Source organism: Halomonas colorata (assembly GCF_014897985.1).
In the GTDB taxonomy this organism is placed as follows: Bacteria; Pseudomonadota; Gammaproteobacteria; order Pseudomonadales; family Halomonadaceae; genus Vreelandella; species Vreelandella colorata.
The window spans coordinates 1-13,727 of the sequence record NZ_JABUZA010000065.1; the positions used below are offsets into that span (position 1 = coordinate 1).

Here is a 13,727-nt window from a genome sequence, read left to right on the forward strand (position 1 = left end):
ATAACTTGTCACCGGTTGAGTATGAAAGGCGTTACTTTAAGAGCCTAACGGGTGTCTAGAATATCCGGGGCGATTCAGTTTCCTTTACCACTAGCCCTCTCCCTTTAACAACTTCATTAAGAGCTAAGTCTAGATGCCGCTTAACACAGTGCAAGTTTCGCTCTTAAAAGCTAACAACTTGCCAATATTTGTTAAGAGATTGAGCTATGTAAAAAAAATCGTTGGAAGAATTAAAAATTTTAGATTTTTTTTCAAAGTGAAATGAACTAAAAAAACCGGCATTTCTGCCGGCTAATAATCGGATCTATAACGTTAATTTTTACAATAAAGCAGAATAACTAATCATGGCCGCCGTATCGGAAGGAGCACCGGCAATGTGATCTGGCTCTAGGGTATGGAGTAAGTTGAATTGCCATTGTTTGTTGGGCTGGGGAGAAAACGAGTAGCCAAACTCAATGTCCACCTGACGACCCGATGGCGAAAGTGAGGCTTCTCGGTCTTCACGAATAACGCTGCCATCAAGCGTGCGTCCTACGGGCACATCCAGGGTGGCAATACCGCTTTCGATACGCAGCGGTTGATGCAGTGAAAACGCTGCCCGCTCGTTTTCGTTCTGCCATTGCAATCCTAGCGCTGCCTTTTGCGTATGAACGTCGCGGATGTGGGTCAATAGTCCGCTGCCCTGGGCATTTCCTCGACCTTGTTCAAATTCAGCAAACGTACTAAACCCGTTACCCAGTGCCGCTTGGACGGCTACACCGGCAAAGGTCATTTCGTTATGATCGCCCAAACCCAATGCACCCGACCCACTGGCGCCCAACAGGCCATTGGACTCTTCTAAGCGGCCTACCTGAGTCGTCATGCTTAACGCAGGCGCTAGCTGCCACTCAAAGCCAACGTCAGAGCGGTTAGCTCGATAATCGCTATCGATCCCCGCGTCCAACTCATTGCCCGTCCAGTGCGTGGCAATAAGGCTCACGCTATCGCCTAACCCGTAATGGGCTTTTACGCCATTGACGCTTTCAAGCGACTGAGTCAATGCAGACCCACCTTGAAAAGAGATCATCGGCATAATTCCCGATTCGGCGTAAGCACTCATTGGGCTTGCCTGGGCACCCGAAAAGTTGAAAGCGCTTAAGTAGGCGTTGCCTATAGCGCCATCGAACCGGCTGCTGAGCAAATCACCGGCTCCATTAACACTGGAGGTAAAGCGATAAGGCCCCATGCTCACCGACTCCGTTTGCAGCGACGCAGCCGAATACGTGGAGAGCTGCTCCATCTGCCCACGAAGCTGGGTTGCCCGGCGGGTTCGTGGCTGGGCACGCGCGCCCAAATCAATCTGATAATCCCGGCCCAAACTATCAAACGCGGTAACGTTATCCAACGTACCCGCTTCAATGAAGGAGTTACCAAAAGCGCTAGATAAGAGAATATCAGAACGCTCAGCTAGCTCACCGCCTGCGGCCACCTGCTCACTTTGGGCAACCACCAACTTACCTTCCGGCGCTAACGCCGCATCGATATTGGCGATACCTTGGCCAAGATAATAAGTGCCACAGTTAGTAGTAGCGTTGCTGCCACAATCACTTTTCCCGAACAGCATACTTTCCTTGCTTGCCGTTTCAAGTAGCCGCTGACTAGCCTGCTGAGCATTCATGTGCGGCCAGCGCGCTAAGATACCTGCTGCATATTCAGAAATGCGCGCAGCAGAAAACGACGTACCCTGGGCACCTACCTGCCGATACACATAATCGGTGGCGATAGCCCGCTCCTGCAGCCGCTGATCATCACCGGGGAATGAGCTAGATGGATGAATATTGCCATCTTTGGTGGTGCCAACGGCAATCAGCGTCATGTCATAAAGTGCTGGCTGGCTATCGTAAAGAGGACGGCCTGCTGTATTGATAGCCAAACCTTCATTACCCGCACTGACGACATAGACAGCCCCCTTGCCTTCATTGGCATTAACGACTTGAGCAAAAGATTGCTGAGTGGTGACACCATTAAAGGAAAGGCGCGGGTCACTGGCCTGTAAGCGCTGAGAAAAACTGGCGTTAATGACGCGGGCACCACGCAAAGCGGCCTCACCAATGGCGTAGTTAATCGCACTGCTACGGTTTACACCATCTTGCTCAATCTTAATCAGATCAAGTCGAGCACTACCTAACGCGCCGCTTGTAATCGTCGAAGCCACCGCGTTGCCATGCCATTCATTACCACCACTTACGTCACGAGTATTGGTATGAATATTAAGCGTATCAATCACCAGGTGGTTATTAGGTATGCTATTGATATCAAAAGCGCTATCAACTACCGCCAAGCGTATTTCTGCTGGTGATGTAGAGCTTTCCTCATTAAAGGAAATAGTACCGGAAGATAAGTTGCTGGGAGCAAGGCTGGGAGTTGCGTTATGAACACCTTGTGTAGGGTCTACGCCACTATCGCTACTACCACCGCCGGAGCTACAACCTGTTAAAGAAATGGTTCCTAGCGCCATTCCAATGGCCAGCACAAGAGGATTTCGGTTACCCATGAGTAGGTACCCGAAAGAAGTCTTTCAGAGTCATTTTAATTAACACTCGCTAATATGTTAGGACATCGGGGAGAATGCGCAAGCATTAAACAATAACTTCTTACAGTCAGCAACCTAAGTTTACATTTAACAAAATTTAACGTTTAAAGCAAATTATTAGAGTTCAACCCTATCGTTGGAATTGATAATACTTTTCACTAGCAACATACCTTTTACTACAAACGCAAAGGCATTAGTTATTTATGACATATAACTATAAATAACAATATTTTAAGAGCATTTTTTATATTAGCACATACAAAATAATGCTTTACTTTTCGTTACACTTACAACGTATCATACGATTTATATGGCTTATTTCACAAATAAATGAATATATAGTTACCCAAGTATCTGAATAAAAATATTCTTAACAATTCTGTAATACCAAAAAGTAGCTATGAAATTTAAAAGAAGTCCATCACTTGCCTGGCAACATGCATCACACTCCCGAGCTCTCATGCCCTTTAGCAGGCAGACATTCCCTCCTTTTTCGGTTACGGTGGCAGGCTTCTCTTACCTGATATCAACGGCTATAAATGCAAGATTTACTCAACGAGATCGCTGAGGCGATGGCTGCCGAAACAGAACGGGGTAAGGTTGCAGACTATATTCCCGAGCTTGCTCACGTAGACCCCAAACAATTTGCCATTTCGCTTGCTACCGTAAAAGGCGAGCGTTACTCAGCCGGTTGCGCCACTACCCCCTTCTCAATTCAGAGTATCTCGAAGGTGTTTACGCTGACGATTGCACTGGGGAAAATGGGTGATGCGCTCTGGTCCAATGTAGGTCGTGAGCCATCTGGTGATCCGTTTAACTCTATCGTGCAGCTTGAGCATGAAGGCGGCAAACCACGCAATCCGTTTATCAATGCCGGCGCCATTGCCGTGGTCGATGCCATTATGATGGGCCATGAGCCCAAAGAGACGCTTGCCGAGCTGCTAAGCTTCGTACGCTATATTGCTGACGATGAAAGCATTTGCTTTGACCATGTGGTTGCCGCTTCTGAAATGGCCCATCGCGATCGCAATGCCTCTCTTGCTCACTTCATGAAAGCCTTTGGTCGCCTGCGCCATGACGTTGATAAAATCCTGGGCACCTATTTCCACCAATGCGCCATCGCCATGAGCTGTGAACAGCTTGCTCATGCAGGGCTTTTCCTGGCCTCCGATGGCGTCAACCAGCCCAGCACTATTCGTGTGGTTTCTCCGCAACGGGCACGGCGTATCAATTCGCTGATGATGATGTGCGGGCATTACGATGCATCCGGCGAATTCGCTTTCCGCGTCGGGCTGCCGGGTAAAAGTGGCGTTGGCGGCGGCATTCTGGCGATCGCCCCAGGCCAAGGCTCAATTGCCGTCTGGTCACCGGGCCTGGACGACTACGGCAATAGCCTGCTGGGCACCAAAGCGCTTGAAATGTTTGTTCAGCGTACCGGTTGGTCGGTGTTTGGCCATTGAGCCTAGCCTATTGGGGTTTTAATTGGCTAAGACACGCTTCATACACGGCTAAATCTTTGGCAGAAAAGCAGCAGAACGTAACCGCCTCACCGGTCGAACCCTGTTGTAGTGCCTCGCCCACAGTAGAGACAGCAATCCGTGCAGCTTCTTCAATAGGATAACGGTATACACCTGTGCTGATACTTGGAAATGCTACCGAGCGCGCACTGACCGATTCAGCTAGTGCCAAGGAGCGTTGATAGCACGATGCCAACAGCTCAGCTTCACCGCGCGTTCCACCATGCCATACCGGGCCAACAGTATGAATTACGTAGCGCGCCGGTAGCTTAAAGCCCTTGGTCAGCTTTGCATCGCCGGTTGGGCATCCACCCAGCGTTCGGCAAACTTTCAGTAGTTCAGGCCCTGCGGCACGGTGAATGGCGCCATCCACGCCACCACCGCCCAAAAGCGAGGTATTGGCAGCGTTGACGATGGCATCAACATCTAGCGTGGTGATATCAGCTTGAATAACGGTGATGTTCATTTACAACCTCCATGTTAACGATTAGGTGGAAAGTTAGTAGATAGCGACAGGTTCTGCTTCAGATGTTTGAGCCGTTAGCTGTGCAAGCTCCCAGGCTTGCACCATTTGCTTTTTAGCGATGCCCCAACGATAGCCTCCCAACGCCCCGCTTTGTTGAATCACCCGGTGGCAGGGAATCCACAGCGCAATCGGGTTGGCCCCCACCGCATTGCCCACAGCTCGCGACGATTTAGGCATGCCCAGCGCCTGAGCAATATGCGTATAGCTTGCCAGCTGGCCTTCCGGAATAGTAAGTAACGCTCGCCATACGGCCACCTGGAAATTGGTGCCGGTCACGTGAAGCGATAGCGTACCGGGCTTAGCTTTAGACGTTGCAAACAATGCTTCAACCACATACGCCGTCGCCTCAGGACGATGATCGAGCGTGCTTCGCGGCCACTCCTTGGCAAGCCGCGCCAGCAGTTCATCGGCACTGGTGGCATCCACAAAACCCATGCGGCAAATGCCGCGTGGGGTGACTGCTACCAGCACGCTACCCAGAGGCGTTGCATGCACGCCGTACTCGATATGCACGCCCTCCCCCTGGCGTTTATGCTCCCCAGGCGTCACCGCTTCCAGCTGCACAAAGTGATCGTACAGCCGCGAACCCCCGCTTAGGCCAAGCTCGTGAGCCACATCAAGTAACGCGCGGGGTTCTTTTAATAGCTGCTTACCTCGCTCCAAGGTTAGGGCCTGCAAAAAGCGCTTGGGCGAAATACCGGCATAGCGGCAGAACAGACGCTGAAAATGATAGGCGCTTAAATGGACATGGGCGGCAACCTCATCCAGGCTGGGCTGCAGTTTGGCTCGCTCCACCATGTAGGCCATCGCCTTTTCGATACGCGCGTAATCATCCATTGCCGGTTCCTCAGATTGATACCCATGTACTTTTATCTAAATACTTAGATAAAAGTACGTTCTAGCGTAAGCGCTTTATGCCCGCCTGCCGACCCGAATCTTGCGCATATCAATTTTATACAATACGCCGCCCTCACGTTATCGCACACTCCTCTTACTGTTTTGGAGGATCATCATGAGCGCTTCACTATTACTACCCATGTCAGCCTTTGCCCTTGCCGCGTCTATTTCTCCTGGCCCGGTGAATCTGGTATGCCTAAGTAGCGGTACGCACTACCCTATCGCTAAAGGGTTAATCTTTGTGACCGGCGCCACGCTGGGCTTTATAGCGTTGTTTATAGGCGTTGGCGCTGGTCTTTACTCTTTGCTTACCACAGTGCCTTTACTTGAAGAGCTACTCCGGTGGGCAGGGATAGCATTTTTGCTTTATCTAAGTATTAAGTTAGCAATGGATGACGGCATGCTGCCTGAGCAAACAACGCCCAAACCGCCTGGATTTATGACGGGCGCGCTTATGCAGTGGCTAAACCCTAAAGCATGGATTGCCTCTGTCTCAGGTATTGGCGCTTATACAAGCGGTAATGACCTGACACAAATTTCTATGTTCGCCGCGCTGTACCTACCCATTTGTTGGCTATCGCTTGCAAGCTGGGTTTATGCGGGTGCTTTTTTAAAGCGCTATATTCAAACGCCCCGGCTACTAGTCGCCATTAATCGGCTGCTCGCAGTGTTATTGGCGATAAGCTGCCTATATTTATTATTCACTTAGCGAGTGTCGATACTGGTTGGGAGTAGCTGCAACCAACTGCTTGAAGGTTCTTTGAAAATGGGGCTGGTCGTTAAAGCCTACCTTCAAGGCGGTTTCAACGATGGGCTTGCCGAGCTTGAGCTCACGCTGGCCTAGCTGGATTCGCCGGTTAACCAGATACGCATGGGGCGTTAAACCAAAGTGTTGCTTAAACGTACGAATAAGATGCCCAGCGCTATACCCAGAGAAGTTGCAAAGATCCATTAGAGATAACTCTTCTGTTGCATGTGCATTCAGATACGCGGCTACTGCCAAAAGCTCATTTGGCGCTTTTTGGAGGGGCTGATGGGGCTTTCGGGAAAGCCACTGCAATACTTCCAGCAAATAATCGACTACTACCGTTTGCTTCTCAAGCGAGCTGCGCTGATTATCCAGCAGACAAGCGGCCATCGCCCGGTAAGCGTGATAGAACCTTGGCTGCGATATCACCGCCGTTTCAATATCCTCCCAGTGGGATGAAGCCAGCAGCCCTGCCTGATAACGCAAGTCGGTAAGCCAGAGGGTATCCACATACAGCATCAGATAAGCCCAAGGCTCATTTTCAATTGGATTACATGCATGCACCCAATGTGGGTTCATTAACACTAAATCGCCCGCGCTAATTTGATAAAACGAATCGCGATAGCGAAAAGTACTTTTACCGGCGGTGACTGCCCCAAACGACCAATGAGTATGGCTATGCGGCGCATAACATACCTGGCGGGCATCGCTGATTTTGCGAAGCTCAATATGCGGCATCCCAGGGTCACGCCAAAAAACAGGGGCCGCTAATGAAGAAGAGCGCGGGGGCATAGGTTATATCCAAGCCAATAAGTGAAATGATGAATAACAAATGGCCGTTAACACCTAGATATCAGCTACCTCATTACTCACGCTAGACAATAACATGCGATCGGCCCAGTATGGACAGCCGCATTAATACGGATATTGAATTAAGCCATTCAGTCAGGAGGACACCATGGCCAAGCGAACACCTGTACGTGATCATCGGGATGCTATTACTCTGTTTGCCCGTATGGGTTACGCGGCTCGCGGCGTTGTCTATTTGCTGGTCGGCGGCCTTGCCGCGCTTGCAGCACTGGGCGAAGGTGGCCAGACCGAAGGCAGCCGGGGCGCTCTGGAAAGCGTATTAACCGCGCCTTTTGGCAAGATTATGCTGGCGATCATAGCCCTGGGCCTTATTGGCTACGCGATGTGGCGCACCATCCAGGCGGTTAAAGATGCTGATCATCACGGCACAAATGCGAAAGGGCTCGCCATTCGAACAGGCTTAATGGTCAGTGCCGTCACTCATACACTGCTGGCCTTCTACGCTGCTAGCCTGATCTTTCGCCTGGGTGGCTCTTCTGGTGATTCAGGTGGATCTGAGGGCATCGTCAGTTGGTTGCTGCAACAGCCTTTTGGACGCTGGCTGGTAGGTGCTGTAGGGCTCGTCATTATTGGTGCGGGCATAGCCCATGGCCTCAAGGGCTTAAAAGCTAAATTCGACAAAAACTTCGACATGCCGCATCAAACCCAGCGCTGGGCTTACCCGGTTTGCCGTTTTGGCCTAGCGATTCGTGGTCTGGTATTTATTATTGTCGGCAGCTTCTTTCTTATCGCTGCCTATCAGATAAGCCCTAGCGAAGCAGGCGGCACAGAAGAGGTATTCAGTACGCTGCGAAGCCAGGCCTATGGCCAGTGGTTATTGGTTTTTGTCGCTATAGGGCTATTCGCGTTTGGCGCCTATAGTGTATTGGCGTCTATTTATCGCCGCATCAACCCGGCGATGTAGACCTGAGCCATGATAGCTATTATCTCAAAAAGCACTAAAGCGTGGTTCGAGCGCATTAACGGCTCAAAGAATATGCTATGGCTACTCGGCACGCTTTCCTTTCTAGAAACCATCATCCTGCCCATTCCCCTTGAGCTAATACTCATCCCTCTGATGGCGGCTAACAGGCAGCGTATTTGGCTGCTGGCGACGGTTACCACAGCGGGTTGTCTGATCGCCTCGCTGGTGGGTTATGGCGTAGGCATGTTGCTATTCCAATCAATAGGCAACTGGTTTATCGAATTCATGGGCATGCAGGAGAGCTACCAAGCCTTCCAAACGTTTTTCAATCAGTACGGCTTTGCGGCAATTTTAGTTATCGGTATTGTGCCGATTCCCTTTCAAGTGGCCATGATCACCGCTGGGCTTTCAGGCTATCCGATATTGCTGTTCGTGCTGGCCGCATTCATTGCCCGCGGTCTTCGTTACTATGGGCTAGCCTGGCTGGTTTATCGCTTTGGCCATAGTGTGCTGGTGCTTTGGAAGCGCCACGCGTTACTAACCAGCCTGGTAGGCGGTGTGATAGTGCTGTTGTTTGTACTGGGCCTACAAGCATTAGCCAGCTTGGTGATGTAGATAGGCGGGAATAGGGAGATTAAATAAGCGGCATATTGCTATATGCCGTAATCCCGCTCCACTTTGGCAATCCGGGTTTTAAAATGCTGATACCACTGCTGATGGCCAAGCCGTTGCGCTTCTTTATGCTCGGCATGTGCCTTCCACGCTTTTATCGAGTCCAGATCCGCCCAATAGGAAACGGTGACTCCCACCTCATTGCGTGCCGATTCCACGCCTAGAAACCCTGGCTGCTGGGCGGCCAGCTCCACCATGCGTACCGCCATGTCATCGTAGCCATCTTCGATATCCGTACGCACAGAGGTAAAAATCACTGCGTAGTAAGGCGGCTCAGGGGTAGTAGCGATAAGGGGCATGGAATCTCTCTTGGGCTAAAGCTATATCGGTACACGTATCTTAATGGCTTGATGAGCCTTGTCTAGCGCAATAATCTAGTTTGCATCAATGTCCGATATTGTCCGCTTCATGACCGCTGAGCGTATCGTTAGCACTACCTGAACCCTCTACGCTATGGCCTCACTTTCATGCAACTGAGGCCTACCATGTCACTCTTAAACACCGCGCTACTCATGATCGACGTGCAATCTTCCTTTCCCGCGCGTGAGTATTGGGTAGAATCGCTAGCTGAAGCGTGGCGGCCAAACCAGCGCGCCCTATTAAACGCAGCCAAGGCCCATCAGATCCCCGTGGTGCGAATACTGCATGAAGCGCCCGGCAGCCAAGGCGCATTTGACCCGGAACAGGGCCTGGTTTGTCCGCTTGAAGATTTTAACGATGCGGTGGCGATCACGTTTAACAAACGTGTCCATAACGCCTTTAGCGATACGTCACTTGAAAGCTGGCTGCGTGAACGCGGGATTACCCATCTCGTGATTAGCGGCATTCGAACCGAACAGTGCTGTGAAACAACGGCGCGGGTTGGGTCAGACCTGGGCTTTAGCGTCGATTTCGTCAGCGATGCAACGCTGACCTTCCCCATGACGCGCCAAGGCATCACCTGGTCGGCGGAAGATATCAAGGCACGCACGGAGCTGGTACTTGAAGAGCGCTTTGCGCGTATCGTCAGCACCTTGGATTTAATCAATGAGTGGCAAACCCAGCGTGAGTGAACCGTTACGAATTGCAGTATTGATGATGCCAGGGCAAGTGCCGCTCGATTTGATTGGTCCGCTTCAGGTACTGCAATGCGCATGCCGCCTGTCAATCGAGATTGACGTACGCTATATCGGCCCGCAGGACGCCTTGCAATGGCTCGGGCCGCTATCGCTTAGTGGCATAGACCCACTGCCAGAGCAGCTACCCCATCAGCATTTGCTTCTAATCCCAGGGCAGTATCGCAACAGCATTGAGCCATTGGTACAGCAAACCTGTGTCGGCTGGCTCAAAGCGAATGCCCAGCATGCCGATACGCTGATGACAGTTTGTTCAGGCACCCTGCTGCTTGCTGAAACGGGCCTGTTGAACGGGCGATGCTGCACCACGCACCACACGCTGCTTGACCAGCTACGTGCTAACGCGCCTCTGGCCAAGGTACAGCGCGACTGCATCTTTATCGAAGACGGGCACTATTTAACCAGTGCGGGTATCTCGACCGGCGTGGATACCATGCTCTACTGGCTTACCCGCACATGCGGCCATCAGTTGGCCCTGAGCGTTGCCCGGGAGATGGTGCTTTACCTTCGCCGCAGCGGGCAGGAACCCCAACTGGGCGCCTGGCTTGAGGGGCGCAACCACGTGGATGAACGAATTCACCGGGTGCAAGACTCTCTTTGTGCGGCCCCCTCACAACCCTGGCGGATGGAAACGCTCGCCGCACAAGCCGCCATGAGCGAACGTCACTTTCGACGACGGTTTAAACATCTCACCGGCATGCTGGTAGGCGATTACATCGTGGGTTTAAGACTTCAGCGCGCCAAAGCGTTAATGACCGAAACCACCTGGACACTCGCCCGTATTGCCGCTGAATCCGGGTTTGGTGACGAGCGCCAGCTGCGCAGAACCTGGTCGCGCCAGGAAAGTATGCCGCCAAGCGCATGGCGCCGCTCCCAGCGATCCCTACCGATTTAATTCGCCTATAGCAGCAGCGCCAATGGCTAGAACAGCGTAACCAGGATTTGAATGCACATGACGATCATGCACAGGATCCCCACACCATAGGAAATCGTTCGCCAAGGCTGTAGCGAGTTCAGATAACACAGCGTATGGCAGTAGCGCGAAGCGGTAAATAGCATGAAGAGCCACATGGTAAGCCCTGAAGAGGCGCCCACCAGAACGTAAGCTGCGCCCAGCCCCAGAAAAATGGGAATGTTCTCAAGATCATTCGACCAGGCTTTGCTGGCCTTTTGTACCTGCGGCAACTCCTCTTGCGCAGGCGACTTGCCCGCCATTGCCGCATCCTCCGGCGTTTTAAAGGTCATTTTCGTGATGCGGTGAAAGCCTTGATATAACGACGTGGCAAACATCTTCGCAAACAGCAGCACCGTCGCTAGCGCATACCAATAAACGGCCTCATCCATAATGCCTCCGGTAATATTCAATCCAGGTTAACGCATGATTGCGTAGTGAAAGCCTCACTGCTCAAGCATAGCCACTTTCCGAGCCCATGTGTTTGCGGTTTAATACTGGTCATGCGATGAGGCCCGTTCATCAACGACAAAGGGGTGACGCCATGGCCCTATTTATATTGCCCAGCAACGCCACCTGTTTGAATTTACAACAGCGCCTGCCTGACCTGCGTCTTCGCCCATGGGTACAATGTCTTTGGTCAATGGCCGGGCAAGGCAGTGTTGTTCCACCTAGAACCGAAAAACTTTACCCTGATGCCGGTTCCAGCCTTACGATCAGACTTGCCAGTTCCCAGCCAACCATCACGTTTTGCTTTAATAAAAGCACCCTGCTTGAAACGTTTAATCCGTCAGAAACTCGCTTAAGCATTCGATTCAAGGCGGCAGGCGCCTACGCTCTATTGGGCCTGGAGCCACAGCAGTTTTCAGATATCCATCATTCACTAGGCATTGATGATAAACCGCCATGGCTGGATAGCCTGATGCCGGTTGTCGAACGCCTGTACCAGGTTAATACAGTAGAAGGGCTTGCCCTGTTAGAGGCTTGGCTGATGAGCCGGCTGGAATGCCAATCGCCCAGCAATAGCCGCACTCAAAACCTGGCTTACGAAATTAGCCGGCTGCAACTGCCTTTGCAGCAGCTAATGGCCAACCTGGGATTTACTCGGCGCACGCTGGAGCGCAAATTAAAGCAGGAAGTAGGCGTTTCACCCGGCCATTTAGTGAGCTATGCACGGATGTATAATGCCCGACAGCTGTTAACCACTAGCCACCTTCCCCTTGCGGAGATAGCCCTACAGTGCGGCTACTTCGACCAAGCGCATTTTTCTCATGCCTTTCATAAATTCACCTATGAAACCCCAGCGGCCTATCGAAAGCGTAAATTGTCGCAAATTTACAAGGCGTAGAAGTCTTCCGGTTTTAAGCTCGTATTTCAACTTATTAACCGGAGCATTTCCATGCTGCAACGCCTATCACCTGAAGCCGTTTATAGTCTATGCCCTCGCCTGCCGAAGCATCTTATTGCCTTGGGCAAGGTCGAGGCTGATTCAGTCATTAATCAAACGATAATTCATTTGGTTCACCTACGCGTCTCACAAATTAATCACTGCTGTTACTGTCAGCATATGCACAGCCAAGAGGCGCGCGATGATGGCGAGCGCCAGGCGCGTCTGGATGTATTGCCCGCCTGGCGAGAAGCGCCCTGCTTTTCTGCTGAAGAGCGTGCTGCGCTTGCCTGGGCAGAAGCTCTTACCCTCATCAGCCAGGCAATGGTCAGCGATGATGATTATCAAAACGCCGTCACCGCGTTTGGCGAACAAGGCCTGATGGAACTCACCAGCGTTATTCTGGAGATCAACAGCTGGAACCGCATAGCAGTGAGCTTTCAGTTCACACCGGAGATAAGCTGATGGTAATGACGCTGCGTCAACAGCTGCCTAACCTACTGGGCATTTTCTCCAGCCTGTGCTTTTTCTTTGGCAGCTTTATGTTTCTACCCACCTTTGCAACCTACGCAACCATCGGTGTCTGGTGCTTTGTGGTGGGGTCACTAATTATGTTTATTATCTATTTCATAAACATAAAAAGCGGGCAGTAACCTCGCTCACATATAACGCGCCTAGCCAATAGGGCGCGTTACTTCTCAAACCCACCCCACTCGTTTACTATGCGCCACCCTCAATTCCAAGCTACCCAGGCCGCCATGTCCTTTAATGCACTCTATACCGATCTTTCTGGCTATTACGATTTAATGTGCGAGGACATCGACTACCCGGCGCAAAGTGACGCGGTTCGCAGGCTTCATCAAATTTTCGGTAACGGCGGCAATGCTCATCTTGATCTTGCCTGCGGCACCGGCCCCCACGTTCGTCATTTTATTGATCATGGCTACCTGAGTAGCGGCCTGGATATCAACCAGCCCATGCTGGATATCGCCACCACGCGCTGCCCCGAAGCCCAGTTTACATGCCAGGATATGGGTAGCTTTCAGGTAAACGAGCCGCAGGATCTGATTACCTGCTTCCTGTATTCGATTCACTACAGCGACGGGATTGAAAAGCTCAAGGCGTGTATTTCAAGTGCGCATAGCGCCTTAAAACGCGGCGGGGTTTTCTGCTTTAACGCAGTCGATAAACATAAAATCGATAACGATCTGTTTGTGAAACACACCGCTAAAAAAGCCGACGATGCATTCACATTTCGCTCGGGGTGGTATTACAGCGGTAGCGGCGAAAAACAGGCTCTCAAGCTCAGCATTGAAAAAACCAATGCACGCGACACCCAAATATGGAATGACGAACATCCCATGGTCGCGGTTAGCTTTGCCGAGTTAATCAGCCTGCTTGAGCCTTACTTTGAAGTTCATGTGTTCGAGCACAACTTTGAAGCTATCACGCCGTGGAGCACGTAAGCGCGCCACTAACCACATCTAGTCAAGCATTTCTCAGGTAGGTAAGGTTTCTTTCCAGTGCCAGGGCAACAGTGCACTGAGATCGTCTTCGTTCAGCGTCG

General features: G+C 51.4%; 16 protein-coding genes. 10 read left to right on the top strand and 6 right to left on the bottom strand.

The features are described from left to right. Positions 1-319 precede the first annotated feature (319 nt). Complete coding sequence (locus INT33_RS19905; protein WP_226940284.1) at positions 320-2,533, bottom strand: S8 family serine peptidase; 2,214 nt, start codon at positions 2,531-2,533, stop codon at positions 320-322. 578 nt (positions 2,534-3,111) lie between these two features. Between INT33_RS19905 and INT33_RS19910 the strand changes: the two genes are divergently transcribed. After that, positions 3,112-4,032 (top strand): glutaminase, encoded by a 921-nt coding sequence (locus INT33_RS19910; protein WP_193092834.1) that lies wholly within the window; start codon positions 3,112-3,114, stop codon positions 4,030-4,032. Positions 4,033-4,039: 7 nt separating this feature from the next. Here the strand turns inward: INT33_RS19910 and INT33_RS19915 are convergent, their stop codons facing one another. Further along, entirely contained in the window at positions 4,040-4,555 is a 516-nt protein-coding gene (locus INT33_RS19915; RefSeq protein WP_193092835.1) for an O-acetyl-ADP-ribose deacetylase, read from the bottom strand. A 33-nt stretch (positions 4,556-4,588) separates the two neighbouring features. Continuing rightward, positions 4,589-5,452, bottom strand: coding sequence for a bifunctional transcriptional activator/DNA repair enzyme AdaA (locus INT33_RS19920; RefSeq protein WP_192537819.1), 864 nt, complete (start codon positions 5,450-5,452; stop codon positions 4,589-4,591). A gap of 175 nt (positions 5,453-5,627) precedes the next feature. Here INT33_RS19920 and INT33_RS19925 point away from each other — a divergent pair, with 175 nt between their 5' ends. Next, a complete protein-coding gene (locus tag INT33_RS19925; protein ID WP_193092836.1) occupies positions 5,628-6,221 on the top strand; it encodes a LysE family translocator in 594 nt (197 codons plus the stop codon). Here INT33_RS19925 and INT33_RS19930 read toward each other — a convergent pair. Further along, positions 6,210-7,052: an AraC family transcriptional regulator gene (locus tag INT33_RS19930; protein ID WP_193092837.1), complete on the bottom strand. Its 843-nt coding sequence runs from the start codon at positions 7,050-7,052 to the stop codon at positions 6,210-6,212. The genes INT33_RS19925 and INT33_RS19930 overlap by 12 nt on opposite strands. A 166-nt stretch (positions 7,053-7,218) precedes the next feature. Here INT33_RS19930 and INT33_RS19935 point away from each other — a divergent pair, with 166 nt between their 5' ends. Then, positions 7,219-8,034 carry a DUF1206 domain-containing protein gene (locus INT33_RS19935; RefSeq protein ID WP_192539686.1) on the top strand — a complete coding sequence of 272 codons (816 nt, stop codon included), beginning with the start codon at positions 7,219-7,221 and terminating at the stop codon, positions 8,032-8,034. Positions 8,035-8,043: 9 nt separating this feature from the next. Beyond that, positions 8,044-8,649, top strand: coding sequence for a YqaA family protein (locus INT33_RS19940; RefSeq protein WP_226940285.1), 606 nt, complete (start codon positions 8,044-8,046; stop codon positions 8,647-8,649). A 38-nt stretch (positions 8,650-8,687) separates the two neighbouring features. On the opposite strand, the gene INT33_RS19945 is transcribed toward INT33_RS19940, so the two are convergent. Then, positions 8,688-9,005 carry an antibiotic biosynthesis monooxygenase family protein gene (locus INT33_RS19945; protein ID WP_193092838.1) on the bottom strand — a complete coding sequence of 106 codons (318 nt, stop codon included), beginning with the start codon at positions 9,003-9,005 and terminating at the stop codon, positions 8,688-8,690. A gap of 186 nt (positions 9,006-9,191) precedes the next feature. On the opposite strand from INT33_RS19945, the gene INT33_RS19950 reads away from it, so the two are divergent. Together INT33_RS19950 and INT33_RS19955 are read left to right on the top strand one after the other, a co-directional pair. Then, entirely contained in the window at positions 9,192-9,758 is a 567-nt protein-coding gene (locus INT33_RS19950; RefSeq protein WP_193092839.1) for an isochorismatase family protein, read from the top strand. Further along, positions 9,733-10,716, top strand: coding sequence for a GlxA family transcriptional regulator (locus tag INT33_RS19955; protein ID WP_193092840.1), 984 nt, complete (start codon positions 9,733-9,735; stop codon positions 10,714-10,716). Before INT33_RS19950 ends, INT33_RS19955 begins: the two co-directional genes overlap by 26 nt. Before the next feature lie 26 nt (positions 10,717-10,742). Here INT33_RS19955 and INT33_RS19960 read toward each other — a convergent pair whose 3' ends face one another. After that, positions 10,743-11,165 (bottom strand): MAPEG family protein, encoded by a 423-nt coding sequence (locus INT33_RS19960; protein WP_193092841.1) that lies wholly within the window; start codon positions 11,163-11,165, stop codon positions 10,743-10,745. A gap of 152 nt (positions 11,166-11,317) precedes the next feature. Here INT33_RS19960 and INT33_RS19965 point away from each other — a divergent pair, with 152 nt between their 5' ends. From INT33_RS19965 to INT33_RS19980, 4 genes are all read left to right on the top strand, one after another. Further along, positions 11,318-12,121, top strand: a complete 804-nt coding sequence (locus tag INT33_RS19965; RefSeq protein ID WP_193092842.1) for a helix-turn-helix transcriptional regulator — start codon at positions 11,318-11,320, stop codon at positions 12,119-12,121. A 51-nt stretch (positions 12,122-12,172) separates the two neighbouring features. Further along, a complete protein-coding gene (locus tag INT33_RS19970) occupies positions 12,173-12,625 on the top strand; it encodes a carboxymuconolactone decarboxylase family protein (protein ID WP_193092843.1) in 453 nt (150 codons plus the stop codon). Continuing rightward, positions 12,625-12,813, top strand: a complete 189-nt coding sequence (locus INT33_RS19975; protein ID WP_192539693.1) for a YrhK family protein — start codon at positions 12,625-12,627, stop codon at positions 12,811-12,813. The genes INT33_RS19970 and INT33_RS19975 overlap by 1 nt, the downstream gene beginning before the upstream one ends. A gap of 105 nt (positions 12,814-12,918) precedes the next feature. After that, entirely contained in the window at positions 12,919-13,626 is a 708-nt protein-coding gene (locus tag INT33_RS19980) for a class I SAM-dependent DNA methyltransferase (RefSeq protein ID WP_193092844.1), read from the top strand. Positions 13,627-13,727 lie beyond the last annotated feature (101 nt).

Excerpts from the sequence above, each read along its gene's own strand:
- INT33_RS19905 (WP_226940284.1), bottom strand. The coding sequence starts at position 2,533 with ATGGGTAACCGAAATCCTCTTGTGCTGGCCATTGGAATGGCGCTAGGA.
- INT33_RS19910 (WP_193092834.1), top strand. The coding sequence starts at position 3,112 with ATGCAAGATTTACTCAACGAGATCGCTGAGGCGATGGCTGCCGAAACA.
- INT33_RS19915 (WP_193092835.1), bottom strand. The coding sequence starts at position 4,555 with ATGAACATCACCGTTATTCAAGCTGATATCACCACGCTAGATGTTGAT.
- INT33_RS19920 (WP_192537819.1), bottom strand. The coding sequence starts at position 5,452 with ATGGATGATTACGCGCGTATCGAAAAGGCGATGGCCTACATGGTGGAG.
- INT33_RS19925 (WP_193092836.1), top strand. The coding sequence starts at position 5,628 with ATGAGCGCTTCACTATTACTACCCATGTCAGCCTTTGCCCTTGCCGCG.
- INT33_RS19930 (WP_193092837.1), bottom strand. The coding sequence starts at position 7,052 with ATGCCCCCGCGCTCTTCTTCATTAGCGGCCCCTGTTTTTTGGCGTGAC.
- INT33_RS19935 (WP_192539686.1), top strand. The coding sequence starts at position 7,219 with ATGGCCAAGCGAACACCTGTACGTGATCATCGGGATGCTATTACTCTG.
- INT33_RS19940 (WP_226940285.1), top strand. The coding sequence starts at position 8,044 with ATGATAGCTATTATCTCAAAAAGCACTAAAGCGTGGTTCGAGCGCATT.
- INT33_RS19945 (WP_193092838.1), bottom strand. The coding sequence starts at position 9,005 with ATGCCCCTTATCGCTACTACCCCTGAGCCGCCTTACTACGCAGTGATT.
- INT33_RS19950 (WP_193092839.1), top strand. The coding sequence starts at position 9,192 with ATGTCACTCTTAAACACCGCGCTACTCATGATCGACGTGCAATCTTCC.
- INT33_RS19955 (WP_193092840.1), top strand. The coding sequence starts at position 9,733 with ATGAGTGGCAAACCCAGCGTGAGTGAACCGTTACGAATTGCAGTATTG.
- INT33_RS19960 (WP_193092841.1), bottom strand. The coding sequence starts at position 11,165 with ATGGATGAGGCCGTTTATTGGTATGCGCTAGCGACGGTGCTGCTGTTT.
- INT33_RS19965 (WP_193092842.1), top strand. The coding sequence starts at position 11,318 with ATGGCCCTATTTATATTGCCCAGCAACGCCACCTGTTTGAATTTACAA.
- INT33_RS19970 (WP_193092843.1), top strand. The coding sequence starts at position 12,173 with ATGCTGCAACGCCTATCACCTGAAGCCGTTTATAGTCTATGCCCTCGC.
- INT33_RS19975 (WP_192539693.1), top strand. The coding sequence starts at position 12,625 with ATGGTAATGACGCTGCGTCAACAGCTGCCTAACCTACTGGGCATTTTC.
- INT33_RS19980 (WP_193092844.1), top strand. The coding sequence starts at position 12,919 with ATGTCCTTTAATGCACTCTATACCGATCTTTCTGGCTATTACGATTTA.